This is a genomic window from Zhongshania aliphaticivorans (assembly GCF_001586255.1).
Classification (GTDB): Bacteria; Pseudomonadota; Gammaproteobacteria; order Pseudomonadales; family Spongiibacteraceae; genus Spongiibacter; species Spongiibacter aliphaticivorans.
This window is the reverse complement of the sequence record NZ_CP014544.1, coordinates 1050732-1069655: the sequence shown is the minus strand read 5'-3', so window position 1 is coordinate 1069655 and position 18924 is coordinate 1050732. Positions and strand designations below refer to the sequence as shown.

17 protein-coding genes are annotated in these 18924 nt (G+C 47.9%); 8 read left to right on the top strand and 9 right to left on the bottom strand.

The genetic code is table 11. The features are described from left to right. Window positions 1-182: 182 nt before the first annotated feature. From AZF00_RS04660 to AZF00_RS04645, 4 genes are all read left to right on the top strand, one after another. On the top strand, window positions 183-776 hold the full coding sequence (locus AZF00_RS04660) for a TetR/AcrR family transcriptional regulator (protein ID WP_008246332.1): 594 nt from the start codon (window positions 183-185) through the stop codon (window positions 774-776). Window positions 777-1015: 239 nt separating this feature from the next. Continuing rightward, window positions 1016-1813, top strand: a complete 798-nt coding sequence (locus AZF00_RS04655) for an enoyl-CoA hydratase-related protein (RefSeq protein ID WP_008246331.1) — start codon at window positions 1016-1018, stop codon at window positions 1811-1813. 74 nt (window positions 1814-1887) lie between these two features. Beyond that, window positions 1888-3111, top strand: a complete 1224-nt coding sequence (locus AZF00_RS04650) for an NAD(P)/FAD-dependent oxidoreductase (RefSeq protein ID WP_008246330.1) — start codon at window positions 1888-1890, stop codon at window positions 3109-3111. A gap of 21 nt (window positions 3112-3132) precedes the next feature. Further along, window positions 3133-3453 (top strand): 2Fe-2S iron-sulfur cluster-binding protein, encoded by a 321-nt coding sequence (locus AZF00_RS04645; protein ID WP_008246329.1) that lies wholly within the window; start codon window positions 3133-3135, stop codon window positions 3451-3453. A 91-nt stretch (window positions 3454-3544) separates the two neighbouring features. On the opposite strand, the gene AZF00_RS04640 is transcribed toward AZF00_RS04645, so the two are convergent. The 6 genes from AZF00_RS04640 to AZF00_RS04615 all read right to left on the bottom strand — a co-directional run bounded on the left by AZF00_RS04640 (window position 3545) and on the right by AZF00_RS04615 (window position 8650). Beyond that, window positions 3545-4315, bottom strand: coding sequence for an acetoacetate decarboxylase family protein (locus AZF00_RS04640; protein WP_008246328.1), 771 nt, complete (start codon window positions 4313-4315; stop codon window positions 3545-3547). A 39-nt stretch (window positions 4316-4354) separates the two neighbouring features. Further along, on the bottom strand, window positions 4355-5329 hold the full coding sequence (locus AZF00_RS04635; protein ID WP_008246327.1) for a Rieske 2Fe-2S domain-containing protein: 975 nt from the start codon (window positions 5327-5329) through the stop codon (window positions 4355-4357). Window positions 5330-5629: 300 nt separating this feature from the next. After that, entirely contained in the window at window positions 5630-6232 is a 603-nt protein-coding gene (locus tag AZF00_RS04630; RefSeq protein ID WP_008246324.1) for a TetR/AcrR family transcriptional regulator, read from the bottom strand. 126 nt (window positions 6233-6358) lie between these two features. Then, a complete protein-coding gene (locus AZF00_RS04625) occupies window positions 6359-6739 on the bottom strand; it encodes a hypothetical protein (protein ID WP_008246322.1) in 381 nt (126 codons plus the stop codon). After that, window positions 6732-7127 (bottom strand): response regulator, encoded by a 396-nt coding sequence (locus tag AZF00_RS04620; RefSeq protein WP_008246321.1) that lies wholly within the window; start codon window positions 7125-7127, stop codon window positions 6732-6734. The genes AZF00_RS04625 and AZF00_RS04620 overlap by 8 nt, the downstream gene beginning before the upstream one ends. After that, window positions 7124-8650 carry a PAS domain-containing sensor histidine kinase gene (locus AZF00_RS04615; protein ID WP_008246319.1) on the bottom strand — a complete coding sequence of 509 codons (1527 nt, stop codon included), beginning with the start codon at window positions 8648-8650 and terminating at the stop codon, window positions 7124-7126. The genes AZF00_RS04620 and AZF00_RS04615 overlap by 4 nt, the downstream gene beginning before the upstream one ends. A gap of 316 nt (window positions 8651-8966) precedes the next feature. Here AZF00_RS04615 and AZF00_RS04610 point away from each other — a divergent pair, with 316 nt between their 5' ends. Next, on the top strand, window positions 8967-10211 hold the full coding sequence (locus AZF00_RS04610; RefSeq protein ID WP_008246318.1) for a cytochrome P450: 1245 nt from the start codon (window positions 8967-8969) through the stop codon (window positions 10209-10211). A 63-nt stretch (window positions 10212-10274) separates the two neighbouring features. On the opposite strand, the gene AZF00_RS04605 is transcribed toward AZF00_RS04610, so the two are convergent. Beyond that, window positions 10275-10826 (bottom strand): outer membrane beta-barrel protein, encoded by a 552-nt coding sequence (locus tag AZF00_RS04605; protein ID WP_008246317.1) that lies wholly within the window; start codon window positions 10824-10826, stop codon window positions 10275-10277. Window positions 10827-11192: 366 nt separating this feature from the next. On the opposite strand from AZF00_RS04605, the gene AZF00_RS04600 reads away from it, so the two are divergent. After that, complete coding sequence (locus AZF00_RS04600) at window positions 11193-11786, top strand: pseudouridine synthase (protein WP_231856190.1); 594 nt, start codon at window positions 11193-11195, stop codon at window positions 11784-11786. A gap of 117 nt (window positions 11787-11903) precedes the next feature. After that, on the top strand, window positions 11904-12989 hold the full coding sequence (locus AZF00_RS04595; RefSeq protein ID WP_008246315.1) for an EAL domain-containing protein: 1086 nt from the start codon (window positions 11904-11906) through the stop codon (window positions 12987-12989). A 23-nt stretch (window positions 12990-13012) separates the two neighbouring features. Here AZF00_RS04595 and AZF00_RS04590 read toward each other — a convergent pair whose 3' ends face one another. Then, complete coding sequence (locus tag AZF00_RS04590; RefSeq protein WP_008246314.1) at window positions 13013-13972, bottom strand: diguanylate cyclase; 960 nt, start codon at window positions 13970-13972, stop codon at window positions 13013-13015. A gap of 54 nt (window positions 13973-14026) precedes the next feature. After that, window positions 14027-18187, bottom strand: coding sequence for a response regulator (locus AZF00_RS04585; RefSeq protein ID WP_062383247.1), 4161 nt, complete (start codon window positions 18185-18187; stop codon window positions 14027-14029). 312 nt (window positions 18188-18499) lie between these two features. Between AZF00_RS04585 and AZF00_RS04580 the strand changes: the two genes are divergently transcribed. Beyond that, a complete protein-coding gene (locus AZF00_RS04580; RefSeq protein WP_008246307.1) occupies window positions 18500-18856 on the top strand; it encodes a hypothetical protein in 357 nt (118 codons plus the stop codon). Window positions 18857-18924: the final 68 nt, after the last annotated feature.

Sequence of the window (18924 nt, the reverse complement as noted above, 5' to 3'; positions counted from 1 at the left end):
GGATAGCAAGCTTGGCACTGTGCTTCACTCCCCATTTTGATTGATAACGGCCAGGCCATGCCAAGTGGGCTAACAGCCTTCGGTATGCAGGTACTCTCTGCTACAATTTAACTCACCCGAATAGCACTGAAATGACTTGTATAAATAAGTGCGTAATGTGGAACAAGCTTAAGGACACCGCAGTGGGCAGACCCTCAAAACCAATTATAACGAAAGAGCTGGCCGCCAAAGCGGCCCTCGCAGTGATCGATAGCCAAGGTATCGGGGGCATGAGCTTACAGCTAGTTGCGCAAAATTTAGGGGTAAAGGCGCCATCGCTTTATTATCACTTTAAAAACAAGGCTGAATTACTCACCGAAGTCGCTAGATCCCTGCTAACCGAAGCCCGTATTTCAGAAAAGCAGCATTTTGAGGATTGGCGGGAGGCGATAAGCACCCTAGCCCTAGCCACCCGGAAGTCAATTTTACAACACCCTAAAGCCGCGCCATTGCTTCTAGAGTTCTTCCCCCGGCATCTCATGCTAAAAAGCTATGATTACTGGGTAGGCAAATTCGACCTCCCCATCGAGAAGCGCTTGCTGGTCATTGAAGGCGTGGAAAAATTGACCTTTGGGTCGGCTATGCTCGGCGCAATGAGCCGCGCTGGCGGCAAAGAACCGATGCCGTCTTTTTCACCTGAGCAATTCCCGCACTTACACGCGGCTACCGCCGCCAATGAACTGGACGAAACAGCCATATTTGTCGCCACCTTAAAGGCTTTTCTAAACGCCTTTTGAACAAGCCCTGCCAATATATGCCGCCCCGAGAAAGTGCAAAATCTTTTAACTCATCATAAAAACATTACGATTTGCTAATACAGCAGAAAAATTGGCGATTATATTGCGATTGCAATGGAACATCGCAGCCAAGCCATGCAAAATACGTGGCCTGTTATTTTACGGCAAATGTCAACAGTGACCACATCTCAACAGTGAGTGATCACCAACAGACCCAGCAATAACGCAAGGCACGGTTAATGGATTTTCAGCAAATACAGGTCGAAATACGCGGGGCAGTGGGCATACTAAGCTTAAACGCCCCCGACAAACTGAATGCACTGACGCCCTTAATGGTAAACGAGATCAGCACTGCCATTGACCATATCGCACAACAGTGCCGAGTCATGATCATTACCGGTGCTGGACGGGCCTTTTGCGCAGGCGCGTCTTTAAACCCCAAAAATCCACTAAGCCCTGTTGACCAAGACCCCAGCGCAAGAGACCTCGGTTTAGTACTCGAACAACAGCTCAACCCTATAATGCTCAAGCTCAAAAATTTAGACATTCCGTGGATTAGCGCCGTGCGTGGCGCAGCGGCAGGGTTTGGCGCGTCGCTAGCCTTAGCTGCCGACATGGTTGTGGCCAGTGAGACCGCTTATTTCGCCCAAATTTTTTCCAAAATCGGCCTTGTTCCAGACGGCGGTGCTACCCACCTCCTCAGCCGAACCATTGGCCGCGTGCGCACAATGGAGTTAATGCTCCTAGGCAACCGCCTTAGCGCTGAAAACGCCCTGAGCTGGGGGCTAGTTAATCGCGTGGTTGAAGACCAGCAGCTTGAAGAGCAGGCTTTTGCATTAGCGACCACCTTGGCCAATGGCCCCAGCCAAGCACTGGGCATGACCCGCAAAGCAATATGGGCGGCCACCGACGAGAGCTGGGAACTGACCTTAGACAGTGAGCGCGAACAGCAAAAAATAGCTGGCCGCAGCAAAGATTTTGACGAAGGCCTCGCGGCGTTCACCGAAAAGCGCCCTGCGGCGTTCAGCGGTCTATAACAAGGATTTACCGCAATACCAGTAGTGCGGCAATGCCACACCAAAATTGAACAAAACCAAGTGAGAATATGTTTATGAGTGAACATTGTATAATCATTGGCGCAAGCCACGCAGCAGCCCAACTAGCCTCTAGCCTGCGCCAAGAGGGTTGGGAAGGAAAAATCTCTATCGTCGGTGACGAGCCATACATGCCTTACCACCGCCCGCCACTATCAAAAGCCTTCTTTGTTGGCGAGAAATCAGAAGACGAGCTTTTAATTCGCGCCGCCAATTTTTACGAAAAAAACAACATCGACCTCCTACTCGGCTGCAGAGTGAGCCGTATAGATCGCGACGCCAAGAAGATCATCCTGCAGGACGATGCTGAGATTGCCTACACCAAACTGGCGATTACCACCGGTGCACGAGTACGAAAAATTCCCTTTAAGGGCAGCGAGTTGGCTGGCGTATTTTATATGCGCGACCTTAACGACGTTAAACAAACCCACAAATTTACCGGCAAAGGTAAATCGGCGGTCATTATTGGCGGCGGCTATATTGGCTTAGAAACAGCGGCATCGCTGCGCAAAATTGGTATGTCGGTCACGGTTATTGAGGCCATGAGCCGCGTTCTACAGCGTGTTACCGCACCGGAAGTCTCCGCGTTCTATACCCGCATCCACACCGAAGAAGGTGTCGATATTCGCACCGATGCTGGCGTAGACGCCATTACGGGTGAGCAGCATGTGGACGGCGTCCGTCTCAGTGACGGCACTACCATACCCGCTGACCTCGTCATTATTGGCGTTGGCGTAATACCCAATATTGAAATCGCTGAGGCAGCGGGCCTAACAATCGATAATGGCATTGTGGTTGATGAACATGCACGCACCAATGACCACGATATTCTTGCCGCAGGTGATTGCACTAATCACTACAATCCCATTTACCAGCGTAAACTGCGCCTTGAGTCAGTGCAAAATGCCACAGACCAAGCAAAGATTGCCGCTAAAGCCATCTGCGGTAAGCTTGAAGCCTATAATGCACTGCCCTGGTTCTGGTCTGATCAATATGATTTAAAACTGCAAATTGCGGGCTTGTCGCAAGGCTTTGACCAAGTCATTATTCGCGGCGACAGTGAAAACAGCCGCAGCTTTGCCGCCTTTTACCTCTGTGAAGGACGCTTAATTGCGGTAGATGCAATCAACCGTCCCAAGGAGTTTATGACCACTAAGCGTGCCTTGAGCACTGGGCAAACTGCCGACCCTATAAAACTTGCTGACGATTCAATCGACATCAAAGACGCCTTTACCAATTAATATCAAGTAAGAGAGAAAGACATGCCTTTAATTATTTTCAAATCTCACGACGGTGAAACCAAAGAAGTTCACGCCGAAGCTGGCACCAGCGTTATGCAGGCTGCGGTTGATAACGGTATCGATGGTATTCTTGGCGAATGCGGCGGCTGTTGCAGCTGCGCCACCTGCCACTGCTACATTGACCCAGCTTGGGTGGCTAAAGTCAGCCCAGCAGACAGCACAGAAGTCGATATGCTCGATTGCGTCCTTGAGCCCAAGGAAACGAGCCGCCTAAGCTGCCAGGTAATCCTCACCGACGAAATGGATGGCATTATCATCGATATGCCTGAGTCTCAGTACTAAACCCCTTCGGTATTGAGCGCTGAACGCTGTTTGCTCCACACTATGTGGTAATCAAACAGCGTTCAGAAACCGCTCGCTCCAGCTAAAGCGCTTAACTTCTTATCGGCCCACCATTTTCACCCGGCCACCGAGAACCACCTATAGTGTCAGCAAAGGGGTGAAAACCTTCCTCATCCAGCGGGCCTTCCAAGGTAATTTGACGGTCTAAAAACACCGGTGTCCACAAATGAGCTTGCGGCTCGCTACGCGGTGGCAAACGACTCGCCACGGGGTCCCAAGGGCTGTCGTTCAAGCGCAAATTACCCTCGAGTTTTTCGACAAAGGCCGTGCCATATTTACTGTAAACACGAACAACATGGGGCGGGAAATCATAGTCGGTCTTGGTCATATCAACACCGCGCAAACATTTTATCCACCACTCATTGGTTTCAAACTCAGGGGGGATTTCACCCACGCCGCTGACCTTTCCGTGGTATTCCAAGAACGTGTAACCGCGGTGGGTGACGCTGGCAGAAATCGTATCCATAAGGCGGAAATATTTGGTTTCAGCGTAAAATTTCGGCTGCCCCCAGCGCTCATGGCTACCAAAAATTGCGGCTTCCTGGTCAATGCCAATGCCGAGGGTGTATTCACCCTCTATGCCATTGTATATCGCATCAACATTGACCACGCAGCCGTATTCGGGCTCGTTCAACACCGGAAAATTGTAGATGGTTATAGTGACTTTTGGACTTTTTCCCGGTGAAATTCCGGGCGGTAACAAAGCCGCGATATTGGCTGGATCCGTTAAATAACTGATTTTCAACATTGGCCAGTTGAGGATTTCTCCGGGAACCGTTACGGGCGAAACAGGCGTAGTCATAGTACTTCCTCGTTATTATTGATTAGGGTTTGACCGAGCTTAAGCAACATAAAACTGTTTGAACCACTTGCGGTATTTGGCAATTGGACCATCACCATCGCAAAGTGTCGGCTCTTCGAGATAGACCTTATTTTCCCAAATAGGAATATCCTGATTCACCTGATGCACGATCTCATCGCGGAAGGCATTGGCATAAAGTGTGTGCTCATCGCTCTGCTGCTTAGGCAGAGTGAAACAAAAGCGCATATGGATATTTTGGTCGTCAATTGGGGTGATTGTGCCCATCATCACGACATCAAACAGCCGCGAGAATTTTTGATAGGTGAGCCCAGGACCATAGGACCAAGCTTCTAAGCGGCCCTCATCATAGCTCTGGCCACTGCGATCAATATTGCCAAATTCGTCCATCGCCTCTTGCTTGCTGTCCATTAGCGTACAGCGAGTGTGACCATTCATCGTCACCACACCCTGAGGCATTTCTGGTGAGTTGTGTACGGTAACAAAGTGCGCGATATCTGCGGCGTTTTCACCGGTTTCCTGAATAATCGAATTAATTTCCCACTCGAAGGTGTCGACGTCCGTCCACTCCGGTGAGTGCAACTCGGCAATGGTGTGCACCTCAAAACTCGGCTCGGCGCCTTCTGGGTGATACCAAGCCCAGATCATTTGATTGCGTTCAGTAACGGGGTAGCGGCCAATAGCTTGTTTACCGTCGACCTTTGGCGGCATATTTTTGGCGTAGGGCACCTTGGTACAATAACCCTCGCCATTAAACTCCCATGCATGAAATGGGCAGCTGATGCTCTCGCCCTTAACAACGCCGCCATGGCCCAAGTGAGCGCCCAAATGCGGGCAATGCGCATTTAACAGCGTGGCCTCACCTGATTCTGTGCGAAATAACACTAAGTCCCGGCCAAAATAGCGCAATGGCTTCACATCGCCCACCGCGAGCTCTGCAGAATATCCAATGGCAAACCAACCCAGTGGAATAGGCTTGTCATACCGCTTACTCATACTATCTCTCCTGCGAAACATGAACTTTCCAATAAGGATAAGCCAAAAAGGTAACCGTGGTGTAAAAAAAGTATACGGTTTCCATTTGCAGGTCAAGCAAGGTTTGTAAAAATTGAATTACGGATCATTAATCCGAGGCGGAGCAATGCGCCTCGCAGAGACGGAGATAGCCTAAAACACTGGGCTCGCGGCTATTTAGGAAGAGTTTCAGTCGCGCGGAAAAAATGGGCATACCGCCAAGCCTTAGCGCCATGCTGACCAAACCACAGCACACTTGACGCCATGGCCGAATACCGCGCCTTAAGACCCGGCGAGCATGCTACTTACAATAAAATCTCGCAACTGGGAGAAGCGCTCTTGGGTGTTGTAATTATCATCGTGTAGCCAATTGAGAGTAATGGCATTCGCCATTCCCACCGTCATTTCTGCACAGAACTCGGGGGTGATCCCAGGCTTTAACTGAGATTGGCTATTGCTGTATAGCCGATAAAAATAGCTATTCATAAATGCCAATTGGCCCGCCCCCTGACTTAAATTAGTCGACAAGGAACCCACTAAATAAGCAATTAACTCGCGCTCTAACTTACTAGCGGTACTATTGCGTGTTGCCAAAATTCCAAGAATATAATCGAGTTGTTCCGCTAAATCACCGGATGTAGCAATCGCCTCACTCACCAAGTCATCGGTACGCTGCAACAACTCAGACTGGCATATATCAACCATTAAATCGTGTTTGGATGCGTAATAATTGTAAAACGTCTTTTTGGCAATATCGACACAGTCGCAAATAGCATCAATAGTGATGCCTTCTACGCCGTAACGCGCGATAAGGCGCAGGGTCTGTTCCGAGATATTCTCCCGAACGGCCTTCTTCTTACGCTCACGGCGTCCAAGCTGTGTCACTGGCAATTATCCACCCCAATATTTCGTCAAAGCAGAGATAGTAACGTATGCACAGCGCTTAGGCCAAGATCGCCATCAACTTGCGACTTGAGGCCCGCCTTATTTGTGCAGCTCAATACAGTAAGATCAAGTATTTAAATTAATTGGTGGGGCATTAATATCGCCCGACTTCGCCACATCTAGGATCTCATTTAAGGTCAGACCAATCTCTGCGATTAGCGTCGTTTCAATGTCAGCGGCCTGTAATACAGTTTGAATTTTTATCTGTACTTGATTACTTAAGCGATCTATCGGTTTAACATTCAAAATACTTGAGGTTCCCGCGATTGCATGCACTTTCCGGTAAACATCGCGCAACAATTCCGGCGAATAATCGCTAGCAATATAATCCTGCCACAGGCTTAAAACGGGTAACACCCGTTCGTATAGATTAGCAATATACTCCGCCTGCAGCGTCGCCAGCTGAGCGTCGACACTTGGCTTTTCGTTTAACTCGCGTTCACTCATAACACGCCGCCCATATTGCCCGCACATCGTCGGCCAGGGTCATCGGGTTAAAGGGCTTGCTTATCACGTCTGCTGCGCCAAGGCGTTTAAATTGCTCCACTTCATCGGCTTGAACTTTTGCAGTAATAAACACCACCGGCGTCGTTTTGAACTCCGGCATATCTCTAAGTTTACAAAGTATTTGCGGACCATCCATGCCGGGCATCATCACATCAAGAATAATTAACTGCGGCATAAAGTCATGAATTAAACTCAAACCTTCTTCGCCACCGGCACAAGTGATGACATTTAAGGCACCAACTTGACGCAGAGCAATCTCCGCCACCAAGCGAATATCTGGCTCATCTTCAATATACAAAACTCGTTCAAGCTCTGGGCATGTCGTCATTGAGGGCTACCCTGCCTCTGTAATTGTTGTTTTAAATCAACATGAAATTCTGTGCCTTTGCCAACCACCGTGTCAAAAGAAAGCTCACCATGATGTCGCTCAATAATGGCTTTGGAAATATGTAAGCCCAAGCCGGTGCCGCTCATTTCGCGTTTATCTGAGGTATCCGCCTGAGTGAACTTTTCAAATACTCTGTTCTGAAAATCGAGGGGAATGCCAGGGCCATAATCGCGCACCGTAATCCGGATGCCATCATCCCTGCGCCTAGCTTCAATCTCTATTTGTGAGTTCTGATGAGAAAACTTTGCCGCGTTCGACATTAAATTACTCATCACCTGCATAAGGCGATCTGGGTCCACATAAATATGGAGATTTCCCGGACAATCTATTAACACAAATTTGACGTGATGCTTTTCCGCATAAGCCTGATTGTCAGAAATCGCAGTTTCTAAAAACGAATGCAATCGTACTCGTCTAAAATTTAACTTCATTTTTTCAGATTCAATTTTAGAAATATCTAAAATATCATTAATCAATAACAATAAACGATCACTGTTCTTGTGAGCGATGGTAATGAGCATTTTCTCCTGATCGGACCCCTTGGCCACAGCCTTACCTATAATCAGCTCTAACGATGCCTTGATTGACGTTAACGGCGTTCGCAGTTCATGACTTACCGTGGCAATAAATTCATCTTTAATACGCTGCTCATGCACTCTGCGCATCGCCTCTCGGAGCTTTTCTTCAGTTTCTTTACGTTCTGAAATATCCCGAACAATACCGGTAAACATGCGCTGACCGTTGACTTCCATCTCGCTAATGGCCAATTCCAATGGAAACGTGGTGCCGTCTTTCCGAAGACCAGTAACCTCTCGACCAATGCCAATAATTTTCTTTTCGCCGGTATGAAGGTAATTTTTTAAGTATTGGTCGTGTTCATGCCGATACGGGTCGGGCATCAGCATCGAAACATTCTTACCGCTAAGCTCATCTAAACGGTAACCAAATATTTTTTCGGCCGCGGGGTTAACCGTCTCAATACAACCGCGATCACTAATGGTGATAACACCATCCACAATGGTGTCGAGAATTGCCTTGGTGCGCGTCAACAATTCACGGAGCTTCTCTTCAGTGGCCTTGCGCAGCGATATATCCCGGACGATGCCAGTAAACATACGCTGGCCATTCACCTCCATTTCACTAATAGCCAACTCTAGAGGGAAGGTACTGCCGTCTTTGCGTCGGCCAGTGACCTCGCGACCAATACCAATAATTTTCTTTTCGCCGGTACTAAGATAATTACTAAGGTAGCTGTCGTGCTCACGTTGGTAGGGGTTTGGCATCAACATTGAGACATTTTGACCACTGAGCTCATCTAGACGGTAGCCAAATATTTTTTCTACCGCAGGATTAACGGTTTCAATTAAGCCGCGATCACTAATCGTAATCACGCCATCTACGATTGTCTCTACAATCGCCTTTGTACGTGACAGTAAATCATTGACCGCGTCCTGCCCCTTCATGCATTCCCCTGAATTTTTTAACAAACAGCCCACTACTACAAAGAGTGTAGCTATGTGAACTATCTCAGTAACTGGGAAATATACTTACGAAACCCGGAGCCTGCCAATAACGCGCCCTAGGACACGCGTAAGCAATTGATAAATAGCACTAAATTATATTTTTTACACATTAGCGTATACCGGCCAAGCCCCATGATAAAAAATTAACTTGTGAGCATAATTACACTGTAGTATATTTTTTAGGACAAAAACATCGCGACTTCCGTTCGCGTATAAGCTCGTCAGTTCCAACAAATATAATACGAGGATAGCCAGTATGCCCCAATCGCTGCCAGAATTAGCCCCGATCGAAACCTTATTCGACCCGACATCAAAGGCATACAGCGAGAATCCCGGGCCGCAATGCCTCGCAATAGCCGAACGCGGCCCCCTCGTATGGTATGCCCCGTGGCAGGCGTGGATTATGACCCAAATGCCCGACATCATGGACTGCTGGAAACGGGAATACCTCTCCTCAGATTTCTACGACTGGGAATTTGCACCACCGCGTCCCACCGAAGAAAACTGGAATAATTTTGAAAAAGCCCTGGTTGGCCACAGCCTGCTAGCCGATCAAGGCCATCATCGTTTGGTTCGTCGCATCACCGCACCAGCATTTTCGCGCAACGTCGTTGAGAATATTCAGCGCCGCCTTGAGCCTCATGTTAAAAAGCTATTTGATGAGATTGGCGAGCCTGAGAGTTTTGACTATATCGAGGAAGTCGCGAGACACATTCCCTTTATCTCGATAACCGCCATGATCGGCGTACCAGAAAAATATTGGCCCGCGATGAAGCGGGTAACCATGACGTTTACCGAAACATGGAACCCAACCATTTCTGAAGAGCGCAGGCTACGCGCGCAAGACGACAGCAATAAAGCCATCGATATTCTGCAAGAGGTAATAGCCGAGCGCCGCAAGGACCCTGTAGACGGTGACTTTCTCAGCACCCTACTTAAAATTGAAGCTGAGAATGAGAAATTTAATGAGTGGGATATTATTACGTTAATTTTGGCGCTAATTGGCGCTGGCGCAGACACCACGCTGGTAGCCCAGCAGTGGTCGGTTTATACCTTGCTAAAAAATCCCGATCAAATCCCCTTAGCACTAGAGTCGGCCGATGCCTTCTCGAATGCCTTTAGCGAAATAATGCGCTGGTCAGGCAACTCTAAAATGGGCTTTGCTCGCTATGCCCCAGCAGATATGGCGCTTCTTGGCCAAGAAGTGAAAAAGGGGCAGATGATTTTAATGATGCCCCACCTCAAGGATCACAACCCCGAGTATTATGACGAGCCAGAGAAGCTGGATGTTCGCCGCGTATTCGAACCCGATGTGCTCTTTGGCTACGGGCCACGCTTTTGCATTGGCGCAGCACTGGCTAAACGCCAATTGTACTTAACACTAAGTGAACTATTTAAGCGTTTTCCTAAACTCAGCCTTGCTGAGGAGCCAGAAAAAAGCTTAGAAGATCATAATTCCGTGGTGTTTAAGACATTAATACTCAACACCAACTGCAACTAAGCATTCACTATCTGAGCACCTAATACAGGCAGCAAAGTGCCTGTATTAGGTTTAAGCTCAGTCTTACATTGCGAAGTAAAACTTCGCTCCCAAAGACAGCATGTCGACATCAGTGTCGTCGATATCGTAACGGTCAAAGCCAACGGTAAGATGAAGTTCGCGACTCACCTGAAAGGCCGCGCCAATGCCAAAATAGATATCAGTGCCATCGTCACTTTCAGTAGACTTCAATCCACCCACAGTAATAGTAGCATCAGTATCCCATGCAATTAGGCCCGCGCGTCCGGTTAGTTCAAAGCCAGGCTGCAGAGGAATAAATAAACCTAAGCCAGCGAATGCACCAGTTGTTTCCGCCGAAATAGAATCCGTACCACTGCGCCCAGAAACCTCGCCTAGATCAACATAGCCCCCCTCAATCGCGACATTCGGCCCCATACGCACACCAATGCCCATGGTATAACCATTGTCTTCGTCATCAACATTAGAACCGCTGTCCAAATCGTAACTGGTTTTACCAAACTGACCAGTAACATACATTGTCGCCGTCTGAGCCAATGCAGACACAGGTAATACTGCAGCCATCAATACCGCTGCCAAACCCAAGTTCTTATTCATAACGCTTTCCCCGCATAAATAATAGTAAAGACCAGCAAAAATACTGGTACTTCAACGCGCAGACTAGCCTGAGTGATTTATGACACCCCCCAATACATACCCGTGCGCCGCGTCGATCATAGCAAGAGCGCCTCTACTTCCGCTAGATGCTGTCATGTAAAAGCGCTAGGTAACTGGCAGCCTCAAGCCGCTAAGTATTCGCCGAGTGAATCCCGTATACTGTCAAATTAATTTGGCCAGTGATGGCCAACCATTCCGCCAATTCGCCACGGGTTTATGCTTACCTCAACTCCCACTTTAGCAGATAACTTCGTAGCCCCGCCTTGCGCTGAAAAGATCAGTATTCTGATGCAAGATGAGCACATCTTGCTGATAAATAAACCCAGCGGCCTACTTAGCCTGTCGGGCAAAAATCCGCTCAATAAGGATTCGGTTCACTATCGCCTAGTTCAACAATTTCCGACTGCCACACTGGCCCACCGCCTCGATTTAGGCACCTCAGGCCTTATGATTATTGCCCTGAATAAGCTCGCAAACGCCAAGCTGACCACGCAATTTCAGCAGCGTAGCATTGGAAAAACCTATATCAGCGTAGTAGCCGGTCACGTACAACGTGACACGGGCTATATAGAAGCGCCTATTGCCAAAGATCTGGCAAACTTCCCTCTGCAAAAGATTTGCTTTGCCACCGGCAAGCAGGCGCAAAGTCATTATCAGGTTTTAGAACGTCTGGATAACCCACCTCGCAGCCGCATTAAGTTTACCCCGCAAACCGGCCGAACCCACCAGCTTCGCATCCACAGCCAGGCACTAGGCCACCCCATTTTAGGCTGCGACCTTTATGGCACACCTCAGACCCAGGCCATGGCCGCGCGCTTACTGCTCCATGCAGACAATATTGTGTTTCGCCACCCAATAAGTACTGAGCCAATTAACGTACACTGCCCCTGCCCATTTTAACGGCCCCGGTAGTCCCGCTGGGCATGACCTAGACCGTCGCTTCGGTTATATTTATTGCGATTGCTACTTTTGGCGCGCCCACAGCGGCGGACCCATGCAAAGCGGATAAGTCCTAATATGGATAGTTGTTATTATTTAGAAAGCTTTAGTAGAAGCTCGGATTTACCCCAGCAAATACCCTTTGCCGCACAAGCTACTTCTATCGGTCGCGGTGCCGACAATGATATTGTCATTCACAATGCAGCGCTCTCTCGCCGTCATGCCCGCCTCGAGTTAGTCAATGACAAACCAGCACTCACCGACCTCGGCAGTACCAACGGCAGTTTTGTCAATCGCCAACGCATTAGCCAAACCACGCCGCTAAAACCTGGCGATGTAGTGCACTTTGCCGGCGTTGAATATTGCCTGAAACAGCGGAATTTAGCGGCAAACACAGATTGCGATGACCACACCAGAATTTCCCATCGCACACTGCCCAGCAATTTTCCCGTTCTTGGCAGCGAGCTCTTAACGCTATTAACCAAAGCCCAAGTAACAAGCTACCAACAAGCGATAATGGACAATCAAGGAAATATCTTTGGCCACGAGCTACTGGGCCGGGGACGACATCCCGCCCTAAACGAAAACCCCTATGAGCTGTTTTTAATCGCAGCGCAAATGGGCAAAGAAATTGAACTCAGCGAGCTTTTTCGTCAGCGCAGTTTTGCTCAAGCCAAAAGTGCCAATATCCGTACACCGCTGTTTTTCAACTGCCACCCACTGGAGTGTCGAGAGCCAGACAAACTACTTGCTGGCTTACACCGGCTGCGGCGCCAATACCCAGACCTACGTTTAATTTTCGAAGTTCACGAAGCCGCAATAACCGACCTAAACATTATGCGGCGTATTCGTGCTGGTTTAAGGGATTTGGACATCAACTTGGCCTACGATGACTTTGGCGCTGGCCAAGCCCGCCTATTAGAGCTAGCCGAAGCGCCTCCGGACATCCTCAAATTCGACATCAGCTTAGTAAGAGGCGCTGGCGATCAGCATTCTGTACATCACAAGCTACTTTCGTCTCTTAATGCGATGGTGCAGGATATGGGTATATCCACCCTAGCGGAAGGTGTCGAGAATCAGGCCGTTGCCGATGCCTGCGCCGGAATGGGCATCGACTATTTTCAAGGCTACTACTTTGGCCGACCAACTGAAATAAGATCTTAAGTTACCGCTATACACCGCATCGTTTAGCTAAGCGCGATACCTACCACCCGATTACGGCCGGTTTGCTTTGCCTTGTACAATTGCTCGTCCGCAGCGCCCAGCAAAACTTCTTCGGACTCACGCTCACTCGGCACAGTAGTCGCTACACCGACACTAATGGTGACCATATCAGCATTAGCAGACTCCGAATGCGGCATCGCTAAATTTTCTATTTGCAAACGCAGGCTTTCTGCCTTGTTCATCGCACCGGCAAGATCGGTTTCAGGCATTAGACAAACGAACTCTTCCCCACCATACCGCGCCGCTAAATCTCGGCCTCGCCAATTGCTCTCCGCAAGCGCGCTCGCCACGCGCTTCAGGCAATTATCCCCTTCCAAATGACCGTAATGGTCGTTATATTTTTTGAAATGGTCGACATCGATCATAATGACGGAAAGCGAATTTCCGCCTCGACGGCACGCGCGCCACTCCGCATCTAAGCGCTCGTCAAAGAAACGCCGATTAGGGATACGAGTCAGGCCATCAATCGAAGCCAATGCCCGCAATGCATCTGATTGCATTTTTAGCGTTAAATGTGTTTTTACCCGAGCACGCACTACAGCAGGGTTCACTGGCTTGGTAATAAAATCAACCGCGCCCACTTCCAAGCCACGCGTCTCCTCTTCAGGACTGTCTTGAGAGGTGACGAAGATTATGGGTATATTCTGAGTCTCGGCGTCTGCTTTAAGTATTTTGCAAACTTCTATTCCGTCCATATCCGGCATCAGCACATCAAGCAGAATTAAATCCGGCCGCTTTTGCCGACACACGTCAATTGCTTGTTGACCACTCGTGGCCATAAACACTTCGCTATCTTTAGCAAAGACCTGATAGAGCGCCTGAATATTGACGGGCTGATCATCAACCACCAATAGCCGAGGGCGCTCTGATACCAACGTGCCGGAGATCAACCCAGATGTCAGCGCGGGCTTAAGTTCACTCATAACCATAACCTGATATTGTGCATAGCGTTGTGATCAAATACATTACCGTAAAAATCAGTTATCCCTCATCATATTTAAAGCCTCTAGCGCTGCGGCAAAATCAAGACTCGCCATGGCTTCCCGCACCTTAATCGCTGGTTCGCTATCGACTGCAAATATAGCACGTAAACTTTCAAAACTGTCTAAAGCACTCATATTACTGTCTTTAAGAAGGCGCCCAAACTCATCAAGCTTGGCGTTTATTTCCTCATCGATTAAAGGTGGAGGCGTCACATCCCGTGACGGCGCCGCCAACGAGTCCGCAAGTTTAAGCATGACCTCACAAGCTTCTTCGAGATGCACTTCGGTAGCGTTTAGCAGGGTCTCAATAACCGGAACTTCAACGAGGCCTTTCGCTGCCATTTCAAGCTCGGAGAGTCGGCTCGCTAACGCCTGCGCACCCAATGTTCCCGCCACACCGCGCAAAGTGTGTAGCTCTCGAACAGCGCCAGGTCTATTACCCTTTTGAATTAATAAAAGAACTTTGCCAAGATCATCACGGTGTCGACTCGCAAACATCCGCGCCTGACTTGCATACAACTCCCGATTATTACCTAAACGCAACAAGGCCTCTTTAAATGCAAAACCAACGGGGGCTTCCGGAAGGTCTCCCCGGCCTTCACTTTTACTTACTGCGTCAACCTGCGGATTTGACTTAGCGCGACCGCAGACGGTTTGCAATACCGTGACTAGCTCAGCCAAATCAAAGGGTTTACCAATATGATCATTCATTCCCGCCGCTAAGCAGGCGGCGCGATCCGCAGGCATCGCATTAGCGGTCATTGCGACTATGGGTAAATAGTTCAATTTTAAGGTTTCGCGAATCTCCCGTGTCGCCGTATAGCCGTCCATCACCGGCATCTGAATATCCATTAATACCGCATCAAATGGCAGCTTCGCATGCCGAATACTGTCCAAGGCAATTTGACCATTATCAGCCACGACTATCTCAGCACCCTCAATTGCGAGCAGCTCTCGCGCGACCTGCTGATTAGTAATATTATCTTCCACCAAGAGTATACGCATACCAACAAGGCCATCATTAGTCGCTTTCGATTGCTGTATACCCGTTTTATACTCAGCCGATTTATCTGCTAATGCCTCTATAATTGTATTGTATATATCCGAGGCGGTGACCGGTTTCATCAAGAAACCATCAAGCGCTGTGCTGATGGCGTCTTCCTGCTGCTCAAAAACCTCTTTAGCGTGCCCCGTTACCATCACAAGCCGTGGAGTTAGGGTGTCGGCACAAAGCGCTTGAATAGCACTTGCGGTCTGCCAGCCATCTAAACCCGGCATCATCCAATCGATAAAAACAATATCATAGGGCTTAGCTTCAAGGAGACTCCGCTTAATCAGCTCCAAACCAATATTGCCGCTTTCCGCCTCTTCGACTTCCCAACCAAGATTTTGACAAATACCAGCAATAATCTCTCGGGCATGCGCATTATCGTCCAGAACAAGTAAACGCAGATTTTCGTACTCAACCGGCAGTGCCCGCCGCGCCGGCTCGCGCAGCGCACCATCTTCTACTGGCTCAATAATAAGTGAAAACGAAAAAGTACTGCCTTTGCCCTCTTCACTTTCGACTTCTAATTCGCCCCCCATCAGCCGAATTAATCGCTGACATATCACCAGGCCAAGCCCGGTTCCGCCAAACCGTCGTGTCGTAGCCGCTTCGGCCTGAGTAAAAGATTCAAAAACCCGTTTTTGCTGATCGGCCGACATACCGATTCCGGTGTCGCTGACTTTAAACCCCAGCACCATGCTATTACTGCGTTCATGCTGTACAAAAACCGACAGCATTACCTCACCTTGCTCGGTAAATTTAACGGCATTTCCCGCCAAGTTAATTAGAATTTGCTTTATGCGCAATGAATCACCCAGCACGGTTTTGGGCACCGCAGGGTCGATATTGAAAAGTATTTCAACATTCTTATCGCTAATATTCATACTCAGGATAACAGCGATATCCTTTAATATTTCATCAATAGAAAACGGTCTTTTTTCAAGTAATAGTTTCCCAGCTTCTATTTTAGAAAAATCAAGAATGTCGTTAATGATGCCCAATAGCGCTTCGGCAGCACCGCTGGCCTTTGAGACATAATCTAACTGACGATTGGTCATGTCGGTATATTTTAATAAATTCAGCATTCCCAACACAGCATTCATTGGGGTGCGAATTTCATGACTCATATTCGCTAAAAACTCACCCTTGGTCTTACTCGCCTCTTCAGCCATTGCCTTTGCTTTCATCAGCTCAGCTTGTTGTTGCTTCTGCAAGGTAAGGTCTCGAGCAATACCTATATAGCCGCTTACCTTATTTTCCTTATCGTACAAAGTGTTGCTTTTCAGCAATACAGGTATTCGCGTTCCATCTTTGCGAATAAACGTCCATTCCTTTTCATAATTCACATCTTGAGTAATAAGCTTGCCATTACTATCTACCAACGTTTTATGATCTAACTGCGCCAATCTTTTTAATTCAGCTTCTATTTCTTCTTTAATAAACATTACCTGCATGGTCCGCTTATTTACCATTTCACTGGCGCTATAACCAAGCATCGCTTCTGCCGCTGGATTAAAAAGCGTTATAGTGCCATCAGGTTTGTTTGCAAAAATCGCGTAGCCTGCGTTTGCTAAAATAGCATCCTGTAACACGCCAGACGCTTCGAGCTCACTTGTCCGTGCGGCAACTTGCTCTTCTAATCGATGATTCATTTCAACTAATTGTGCTTGCGCCGCCTTCATATCACTAATATCCCGAATAATATTAGCGGCGGCAAATATTCTTCCGTTAGCGTCCTTAACGGGAGAAACGGTTATCGACACATAAATAACATCACCATCCTGATCACGACGACGAGTCTCAAAATTGGGAATCGTTTCACCATTGAAAACTCTTTTCCGAAGCATGACCGCTTCGTCTTCCAAGTCTTCAGGTACGACCAAGCTGTTCATCGTCTTACCGACAACTTGTTCCGTTGCGTAGCCAAACATCCGCTGAGCGGCATCGTTCCAACTATGAATAACACCGTCAACCGTCTCACTCACAATGGCGTCATTAGACCCCTCAACAATGGCAGCCATTGACGAGTTCTGTCGCGCAGGTTCTTCTCGGCGCCTGATATTTATTGCCATGAGGTACAAAAACACCAAGGTAATAAACAATAAGCTAACCAATATAATAAGATTATATGTTCGCGCCGCAGCCACTGTTTGATCTACGACACTTTCGGGTGCTAAAACCGCCACGCCCAAGGAGTGATCGCCATCATAATAATTTTCACGGGCCGCGATATAAAATAGCGCGCCATCACTTACTCGATATAATTTATTTTCTTTGCTACTGAACGTTCTATCAAACTCATCCTGCCAGCGAAACGGTGCACCCAATTCAAAGCCAAAAGCGCGACCAGCCTCCGGGTGCATAAGGAAATCGCCGTCAGAGTTAACAAGATACACATTCTCGTCTGACGAAAAATCTGCACCTATCGTTGCAAAAATATCGAGCAAATTTACATTTATGACGAGCACTCCAAAAGCACTACCGGCTTTGTCGAAAACAGGAGTAGCAAGTCTTAAGGTTGGGATATGAGGAATTTCTATTTCACCGAATTCACGATTAAGATCAATTTTTGATACGTAAACTTCGCCAAGCGCTCTGTTAAGTGATTCAAAGAAATAATCGCGGTCAGCTTTTTGTTGTAATTGCGCAGCGCCAATCACCGCTATCTTCTGCCCTTTTCTATCGACACGAACCAATTCACGCCCTTGATCGGCAACACCAATATAGCGAACTTGCTGGACGCCGGGCTGAATCTCCAAATAAGCGGAGAAAATTTCTTGCAAGCGCTGTTCCCAGACTTCCGTAGCATTATTTACCTGAGGATCAATTCCGCCATTGTTTTTCGCCCTAATAATACCTTGTATCGGCGGTGTCCCTGCGAGGAATAAGGTATCCCTTTTCAAACGTTCAATACTTGCCATAAACGCTTTGCTGCGTTCGTCGACAGCATTGCGCAAATGATTTTCTAGTTGGCGCTCTTCCTTTATGCGAACGTTACGGTCAGACACTGGGATCATTAATACGGTAAGAACAACAAAGAGCAACAAGACAAAAGACAGGAACCTCATCTTGAACGTGGTGATAATTATCTTCAGCGCTTCAATCACTCAATTGCCTCTTTACACTTTATAGAACCAAAGCAGAGTATAGCCGCACGATACCTATACACCGTTCGTTGTCGGAACGAAACCAGCCTTGCCAGTAGGTATAATGACTCGCCATGGCAGTTTTAGTTGCCGAAAATGCCGTTACGCGAAGTCGCACAGGCAAATAGCGCTCATTTAGACTCAACAAAACAAAACAAAATCAGTGGTTTATCATAGCATATACGATTTATGGCACGAAGCATTCTCAATGCCAGCGATTTCTATTATTGTGGATGTTTTAACATCCTCGACGTTCAGAGAGGGGTGACGCCCATGAACAGCAAGATGATTTATTCACTTGCCGCACTTGCGATTGCAGTTTATGCCATAGGATTTTTACGTTCGGACTTCCAAGAAAAGGCAGACTACCGTGTGAGCTGGCAACTTGTCGACGGCCAACTTATAGACGGCCCTAAAGCAATCGTGCTAGATCAAGGACAGAGGCTTATTCTTGTTGTGCACAGCAATCAGCCAGAACAGCTGAAATTGCAAGGTTATGATGAAACACTTCAACTCAAGTCTAATACGCCCCAGGAACTAAACATTCCACTATCAAAAAGCGGCCACTTTAGATTGGAACTGTTACCCCACGGTATATTGTTAGGCACGCTTGACGTCAAGCCAAATTGATACTGCGCGCCTTTTTCCCACAGTTATAGTTTAGTCTCTAACGCGCTTCACCCCAAGTTCAGTGCTAC